Genomic DNA, 7,519 nt, shown 5'->3' with positions numbered 1-7,519 from the left:
CCCATTTGTCGCCTCTCAACGAGGCGGTGGGGTGAGGTCGAGGGCGGTCGCGATGGGGACGCCGGCGCGATAGCTCAGGTGCACGTATGACGGGGCGTCGAGCACCGTCAGGTCCGCGCGTGCCCCCACCCCGAGGTGGCCGACGTCGTTGCGCCGCAGCGCGCGAGCCCCGCCGAGGGTCACCGCGAGGAGGGCCTCGGCGGGCGTCATACCCATCTCGCGCACGGCCAGGGCCACCACGAAGGGGATCGACGAGGAGTAGCAGGTGCCCGGGTTGCAGTCGGTCGCGAGCGCTACCGAGACCCCGGCGTCGAGCAGGGCGCGCGCATCGGGATAGGGCGAGCGGGTGGAGAACTCGACGCCGGGCAGCAGGGTCGCGGTCGTGGTGCCGGCCGCCCCCACGAGCGCGTCCACGTCGGCTGCCGACAGATAGGTGCAGTGGTCGACCGACGCCGCCTCCAGCTCGCACGCCAGCTGGACGCCCGGGCCGTGGCCGAGCTGGTTGCCGTGGACGCGCAGCTCCAGCCCCGCCTCGCGGCACGCGAGCAGCACCGCCCGCGCCTCGTCGCCGTCGAACGCGTGCGCCGACGCGGGCTCGCAGAACACGTCGCCCCACACCGCGTAGGGCGCGCACGCCTCCAGCATCGGTCCGGTCACCAGGGACACGTAGTCCGCACGGCGGGAACGGAACTCAGGCGGGACGACGTGCGCCCCGAGGAAGGTCGTCTCCTCGATCCCGGCGTCGCACGCCAGGCGCAGCGCCCGCGCCTCGTCGTCCACGGTGAGCCCGTAGCCGGACTTGACCTCGACGGTGGTCGTGCCCTGCGCGCGCATCTCGAGGACCCGGTCGAGCAGCAGGTCGAGCAGCTCCTCGTCGGACGCGGCGCGGGTGGCGGCCACGGACACGGCGATCCCGCCCCCGTCGTAGGGCTGCCCCGTCATCCGCGCCGCGAACTCCTCGCCGCGGTCCCCCGCGAACATCAGGTGGGCGTGCGAGTCGACGAATCCCGGCACCACGCAACGGCCCCCGACGGACAGCACCTCGTCGGCGGCGGGTGCGTCGGCCGCGCGCCCCACCCAGGCGACGTGGCCACGGTCGGGCACCGGCTCGCCCTCGATCATCCGGTATGCCGACGCGCCCGCCGCAGGGACCTCCTCGAGCACGACGGCGGCGTCCTGCAGGACTCCGAGGGGTGATCCGTCGCCGAGCTCGGGCGAGCAGGTGACGAGCTGGCCGATGTCGGTGACGAGGACTGCGGTCACGGCTCCTCCAGGAGGGCATCGAGGGCGGTGCGGAGCATGAGGGCGACCGAGCCGATGCGGTGGCGGCCGCCCTCCACGACGGGCTGGCCGCCGACGACGACGGTGTCGACGTCGCCCGCGGTGGCGGCGAAGACGACCTGCGCGGGCTTGGCGCCGACGGTGCGGACGCTGTCGAGGCGGACGTTGCACAGGTCGGCGAGCGCCCCGACCTCGAGGCGGCCGCCGTCCTCCCAGCCGAGCGAGGCATAGCCCTGGCGGGTGCCGAAGTCGACGAGCTCGGCGGGGTCGAAGCGCCCGCGCTCGTTGGTGACGAGCCGCTCGTGCATCTCGAGGGAGCGCAGCTCGCCCCAGGGGTCGATGGACACGTGCTGGTCGGTGCCGATCGACAGGCGCGCGCCGGCGCGGTGCAGGTCGCGGGCGGGCCCGATGCCGTCCGCCAGGTCGCGCTCGGTGAGGGGGCAGAAGCACGTGCCGGTGCCGCTGTCGCCGAGCAGCCGCACGTCCTCCTCGGTGAGGTGGGTGGCGTGGACCGCGGTCGTCATGGGCCCGAGCACCCCCTGCTCGTGCAGGAGCTGGGTCGGGGTGCGGCCGTAGCACGCGAGCGTGGCGGCGTTCTCGGCGAGCTGCTCGGACAGGTGCACGTGCAGCGGGACGGGTGAGCGGTGCACGCCGAGACCCGCGCGGGCGGCCTCGGCGACGACGCCGAGCTGCTCGCGGGGGACGGCCCGCACGGAGTGGATGGCGGCGCCGACGCGGGACATGGGGCCCTCGCGGAGCTGGCCTACGCGGGCGGCCCAGCCCTCGGCCGTCCCGTCGCCGAACCTGCGCTGGTAGGGGTCGAGCGGCAGGTAGCCCGACCCGTCGAGCCCGCCCGTGAGATAGCAGGTGTCGAGCAGGGTGAGGCGGATCCCGGCCTCGGCGGCGGCCTGCTGGACGGCGTGCCCCATGGCGTTGGGGTCGGGATAGGGGGTGCCGTCCTCCTGGTGGTGGACGTAGTGGAACTCGCCGACGCAGGTGAACCCCGCGAGCACCATCTCCGCGAAGGTCGCCCGCGCGAGGTCGAGGTAGGTGTCGGGCTGCAGGTGGCTCATGAGGGAGTACATCCGCTCGCGCCAGGACCAGAAGTCGCCGCCGTTGCCGTGGGTGCGCCCGCGCAGCCCGCGGTGGAAGGCATGGCTGTGGACGTTGGCCAGGCCGGGGAAGGTCACGCCGTGGAGCTTGATGTCGTGCGGCCGGGGATGGGTGCGGACGTCGATGGCGGTGATCCGGTCCTCGGACACCGTCGTGCGCACGCCGTTGGTGATCCCGGACGGCAGCAGCGCGTGCTCCGACCAGAACGTGGTCATGACCCGTGGCCCCCTCGAATCGACCCAGTCGTCGGCCTCGGCGTCGGCGACGCCCCCACCCTATCCCCCGGCCGGTGCCGCGAGGTCGGTGACGACGGCCGTCAGCGCATCGAGCCCGGCGTGGCAGTCGGCGACCTCGGCGTGCTCGTCGGGGGCGTGCGAGACGCCGGTTCGGTTGCGCACGAAGAGCATCGCGGTCGGCACGCCCGCGTTGGTCAGGATGCCGGCGTCATGGCCGGCCCCGGTGCCGAGCAGGGGCGCGTCGTCGAGCAGCGTGGACAGCCGGGCGGCCAGGTCCGCGTCGAACGTCGTCTCCGGGGTCCACGACTCGCAGACCGGCTCCGCCGCAGGCCGTATGCCGCTGTCGCGCGCCACCGCCTCGACGACCTCCCGCACGTCCGCCGCCACCGGACCGCGCGCGTCGAGCCACGCGGTGACGGCGGAGGGGATGGCGTTGACGCCGCCGGGGACGACGCGGGTCTTGCCGATGGTGGCCACGCAGCCGTGCGCGGTGGCGGCGGTGCGGGCGGTGAGGATCGCGGACGCGAGGCGCAGCATCGGGTCGTCGCGGTCCTCGAGGCGGGTGGTGCCGGCGTGGTTGGCCTGCCCCGCCAGGTCGAGGCGCCAGCGGCCGTGCGGCCAGATGGCGGTGCCGACGGCGACGGGGCGGTCCAGGTCGGCGAGGCCGCGGCCCTGCTCGACGTGCAGCTCGACGAAGGTGCCCACGCGAGAGAAGGCCTCGTCGTCGCGCCCGATCGCGTCGGGGTCGCGCCCGGCGTCCCGCAGCGCCTCGGCGAGGGTCACGCCGTCGTTGTCGCGCAGCCCGAGCGCCCGCTCCGGCGTCATCGCCCCCGTCACGACGCGGGAGCCGATGCACGCCACCCCGAACCTCGCGCCCTCCTCGTCCACGAAGTTCACGACCCCGATCGGCACGGTCGGCTCGTGCCCGGCCGCCCGCAGCGCGTCGACGGTGGCGAGGGCGGTGACCACGCCGAGCGGTCCGTCATACGCCCCGCCGTCCGGCACCGAGTCCAGGTGCGAGCCGATCGCCACGCCCTGCACCCCGCGGGCCCGCGCCGCGTCGACGTCGCCCCACCACGCCCACTGGTTGCCGGCGCGGTCCTCGACCACGTCCAGGCCGCGCCGGGCGCACTCCCCCGCGAACCACTCCCGCAGCGTCGCGTCCTCGCGCGTCCACGCGAACCTGCGGTAGCCCCCTGACCCGCCGTCCCGCCCCACCGGCGCGAGCTCGCCCCACATCCGGTCCAGCTCTGCGTGGGCGGGGCCGTGGGCGGCGGTCTGGGAGGCGGTCGGCGTCGACATACGGCCAACCTATGACACCTGTCACCCGGGACTCGTGACAGGACCCGCACGGCCCCGTCGGCGCAGGTCAGCAGGCTGGAGACATGACGACGACGACAGCACCCGCGGTGGAGCTGCGGGACCTGCGCAAGACCTTCAAGGGCACGGGCAAGGGCGCCAAGGGCAAGCCCGGGTCCCGCACCGTGACCGCGGTCGACGGCCTCGACCTGACGATCGAGCCCGGCGAGGTGGTGGCCTTCCTCGGCCCCAACGGCGCCGGCAAGACCACCACCTTGGACATGGTCCTCGGGCTCACCGAGCCCACCAGCGGGACCGCCCGGACGTATGGCGAGGACCCCCGTCGAGCGGTCGCCGCCGGACGCGTGTCGGCGGTGCTGCAGAGCGGCGGGCTGCTCCCCGACCTCACCGTCCGCGAGACGGTGCAGCTGATCGCCTCGACCTTCCCGCAGCACGAGAGCGTCGACTCGGTCCTGCAGCGGGCAGGCCTTTCCGGGCTCGCGGGTCGCCGCGTGTCCAAGTGCTCCGGCGGCGAGCAGCAGCGGCTGCGCTTCGCGATGGCGCTGCTGCCCTCGCCCGACCTGCTGGTCCTCGACGAGCCCACGGCGGGGATGGACGTCACCGCCCGGCGGGACTTCTGGTCGACCATGCACGCCGACGCCGACGCCGGCCGGACCGTGGTGTTCGCCACGCACTACCTGGAGGAGGCCGAGGACTTCGCCCGGCGCATCGTCCTGGTCGCCGGCGGGCGGGTCGTCGCCGACGGGACCACCGCCGAGCTGCGCGCCCGGGCGACCGGGCGGCTCGTCAGCGCGGAGATCGGGGCGGGCGAGCTCGCCCGCGTGACGGACGTGCTGCAGCGGGTGGCAGGCGTCGACCACGTCGACCACACGGGGACGGCGGCCAGCGGCATCCGGGTCGTGGTGCGCTGCACCGACTCCGACGGGGTCGCCCGGGTCCTGCTGGGCGACCTTGGCGCCCGCGAGCTGGAGGTCTCGCGCGGCTCCCTCGACCAGACCTTCCTCGAGATCACCGAGCAGGCCGAGCAGGCCGCCGCAGCCACGGAGGACGTGCGATGAACGCCACCTACTACCGCCTCGAGGTCCTGCGCTTCGTCCGTGACCGGGTGGGGCTGTTCTTCACCGTCGGCATCCCGCTGTTCATGTACCTCGTCTTCGGCGCGGCCCAGTCCTTCGGCAAGGAGAACGCCGGCCACGGCAACGTGACCTTCTACATCATGGTGTCGATGGCGACCTACGGCGCCGTCACCGCCACGACCGGCATCGGCGCCTCGGCCGCGACCGAGCGCAGCCTGGGCTGGGGACGCCAGCTGGGGCTGACCCCGCTCAAGGATCGCACCTTCGTCTCCGTCAAGGTCCTGGTCGCCCTCACCATCGCGGTGATCCCCATCGCCCTGATCTATGCGGCGGGCGCGCTGACCGGAGCCCGGGCCGACGGGCTCGCCTGGGTCCTGTGCCCGCTCATCACCATCGCCGGAGCGGCCGCGTTCGCGCTCTACGGCCTCGTCTTCGGGCTCTGGCTGCGCAGCGAGTCGGCGGTCTCGGCGGCCAGCGGCTCCCTGGTGATCCTCGCGTTCCTCGGCAACATCTTCATCCCGCTCGAGGGCGTCCTGCTCACCATCGCCCGGTTCACCCCGCTCTACGGCCTGGTCCAGCTGAGCCGCTACCCGCTCACCGAGGGCCGCGTCATGTCCGGCGACGTCCTGATCAACGAGGGCCTGTGGATCCCCGTTGCTAACGTGGCCGCATGGCTGACGCTCCTCGCGATCCTGGCGACCTGGCTCGTGCGCCGCAGCCGGGGACGGCAGTGAGCGGAGCCCACCCGACCCTCGAGAACCCGTGGAGCCGCTACGGGTGGGTGATGGCCGCCGTCTGGCTCGCCTTCCTCGGCTTCCCGGTGATCGAGGTCCTGCAGGACTCCGCGCCGACCTGGCTCAAGGGCATCGCGCTGGCCGCGATCGCGTGCTTCGCGTTCGTCTACGTCTGGTCGATGAACCGGCTCTGGGCCTTCGGCGAGGGCCGGCGCGTCAACCCCGCCGCCGTGCGGTGGTACGCCGTGCTGATCGCGCTCTGCCTGGTCACGGTGCCGGTGCTGGGCGTCGAGGTCGTCGGGATGTCGCCCTTCCTGCTGAGCTTCGCGATGTTCACGTTCCCGCTGCGCCACGCCTTCGGCATCGCCGGGGTGCTGCTCGCCCTCGCCGTCGGGCTCCCTTGGTGGGCCGGGGTGTTCGGCAGCTTCGGCTTCCTCACGATCATCCTGGCGATCGTCTTCATCTCCACCGCGGTGACCCGGGTCGCCAACGACAAGGAGTTCGACTACACCCGCACCAAGGACGCCCTGCGCATCGCCTCCGAGCGCGAGCGGGTGGCCCGCGACGTGCACGACGTCCTCGGGCACTCCCTGACCGTGGTCGCGGTCAAGACCGAGCTCGCCGAGCGGCTGCTGGACGTCGACGTCGAGCGGGCCCGCGCCGAGCTGATCGAGATCCGCTCGCTGACCCGCACCGCCCTCGCCGAGATCCGCGAGACCGTGGGTGGGCTGCGGGTCGCGTCGCTCGGCGACGAGGTCGAGGGCGCCCGTATGGCGCTCACCGGTGCCGGCATCGCCGCCGACCTGCCGGGCGACCTCACCGTGGTCGACCCACGTCACCGCACGGTCCTCGCGTGGGTGCTGCGCGAGGCCGTCACCAATGTCGTGCGGCACTCCGGGGCGGGGCGGTGCGCCATTCGACTCTCGGCCGCAGGCCTGGTCGTCGAGGACGACGGGCGCGGGCTGCGAGGAGCCAAGGAGGGCAACGGCATCCGCGGGCTGCGCGAGCGGGTCGCCGGCGCCGGAGGATCCCTGATGCTCGGCCCCGGACCGGACGGGCGGGGCACCCGACTGGAGGTGCGGCTATGACGATCCGCCTGCTGCTGGCCGACGACCAGGCCATGGTGCGTGGGGCCCTCGCGGCGCTGCTCGACCTGGAGACCGACCTCGAGGTCGTGGCGCAGGTCGGCCGCGGCGACGAGGTGCTCGGCGCGGTCCGCGTGACCTCGCCCGACGTGTGCCTGCTCGACATCGAGATGCCCGGCCTCGACGGCCTGGAGGTGGCGTCGCAGCTGGCTCGCGAAGCACCGGGCGTCCGCTCGCTGATCGTGACGACCTTCGGGCGGCCGGGCTACGTGCGGCGGGCGCTCGAGGCGGGGGCCAGTGGCTTCGTCGTCAAGGACGCGCCAGCCTCCGAGCTCGCCGAGGCCGTGCGGCGCGTGCACGCGGGGCTCCGCGTGGTCGACCCCGCGCTGGCGACCGAGTCCCTCTACGGCGGCGCCTCGCCACTGACGGCGCGCGAGCGCGAGACCCTGCAGCTCGCGATGGAGGGCCACCGCGCTCCCGACATCGCGGCGCGCCTGTTCCTCTCACCGGGGACCGTCCGCAACCACCTGTCCTCCGCGATCGCCAAGACCGGCACCTCGACGGCCGTCGAGGCGGCGCGCGAGGCCCAGTCCCGCGGCTGGCTCTGACCACCCGCACCTTCACGCGCTCCCAGCTCACAAACGCACGACCCCGACGCCCCACCCCGCACCTTC

General features: G+C 73.9%; 7 protein-coding genes. 4 read left to right on the top strand and 3 right to left on the bottom strand.

What is annotated here, in order from left to right:
- Positions 1-15: 15 nt before the first annotated feature.
- Genes hutI through B2P18_RS13555 form a run of 3 tightly spaced genes read right to left on the bottom strand, consistent with a single transcriptional unit; the run spans position 16 to position 3,932 of the window.
- Positions 16-1,263, bottom strand: coding sequence for an imidazolonepropionase (gene hutI / locus B2P18_RS13565; RefSeq protein ID WP_286961156.1), 1,248 nt, complete (start codon positions 1,261-1,263; stop codon positions 16-18).
- Positions 1,260-2,609 carry a formimidoylglutamate deiminase gene (locus B2P18_RS13560; RefSeq protein ID WP_239261980.1) on the bottom strand — a complete coding sequence of 450 codons (1,350 nt, stop codon included), beginning with the start codon at positions 2,607-2,609 and terminating at the stop codon, positions 1,260-1,262. Before B2P18_RS13560 ends, hutI begins: the two co-directional genes overlap by 4 nt.
- A gap of 60 nt (positions 2,610-2,669) precedes the next feature.
- Positions 2,670-3,932: an allantoate amidohydrolase gene (locus B2P18_RS13555; protein ID WP_286961153.1), complete on the bottom strand. Its 1,263-nt coding sequence runs from the start codon at positions 3,930-3,932 to the stop codon at positions 2,670-2,672.
- Positions 3,933-4,015: 83 nt separating this feature from the next.
- Between B2P18_RS13555 and B2P18_RS13550 the strand changes: the two genes are divergently transcribed.
- Genes B2P18_RS13550 through B2P18_RS13535 form a run of 4 tightly spaced genes read left to right on the top strand, consistent with a single transcriptional unit; the run spans position 4,016 to position 7,453 of the window.
- Entirely contained in the window at positions 4,016-5,008 is a 993-nt protein-coding gene (locus B2P18_RS13550) for an ABC transporter ATP-binding protein (RefSeq protein WP_286959973.1), read from the top strand.
- On the top strand, positions 5,005-5,760 hold the full coding sequence (locus B2P18_RS13545) for an ABC transporter permease (protein WP_286961150.1): 756 nt from the start codon (positions 5,005-5,007) through the stop codon (positions 5,758-5,760). Before B2P18_RS13550 ends, B2P18_RS13545 begins: the two co-directional genes overlap by 4 nt.
- On the top strand, positions 5,757-6,848 hold the full coding sequence (locus B2P18_RS13540) for a sensor histidine kinase (RefSeq protein WP_029211969.1): 1,092 nt from the start codon (positions 5,757-5,759) through the stop codon (positions 6,846-6,848). Before B2P18_RS13545 ends, B2P18_RS13540 begins: the two co-directional genes overlap by 4 nt.
- Positions 6,845-7,453: a response regulator transcription factor gene (locus B2P18_RS13535; protein ID WP_029211968.1), complete on the top strand. Its 609-nt coding sequence runs from the start codon at positions 6,845-6,847 to the stop codon at positions 7,451-7,453. The genes B2P18_RS13540 and B2P18_RS13535 overlap by 4 nt, the downstream gene beginning before the upstream one ends.
- Positions 7,454-7,519 lie beyond the last annotated feature (66 nt).

This window comes from Arsenicicoccus sp. UBA2120 (genome assembly GCF_002330965.1).
Lineage (GTDB): Bacteria > Actinomycetota > Actinomycetes > Actinomycetales > Dermatophilaceae > Arsenicicoccus > Arsenicicoccus bolidensis.
This window is presented reverse-complemented; position numbering and strand designations above follow the sequence as displayed.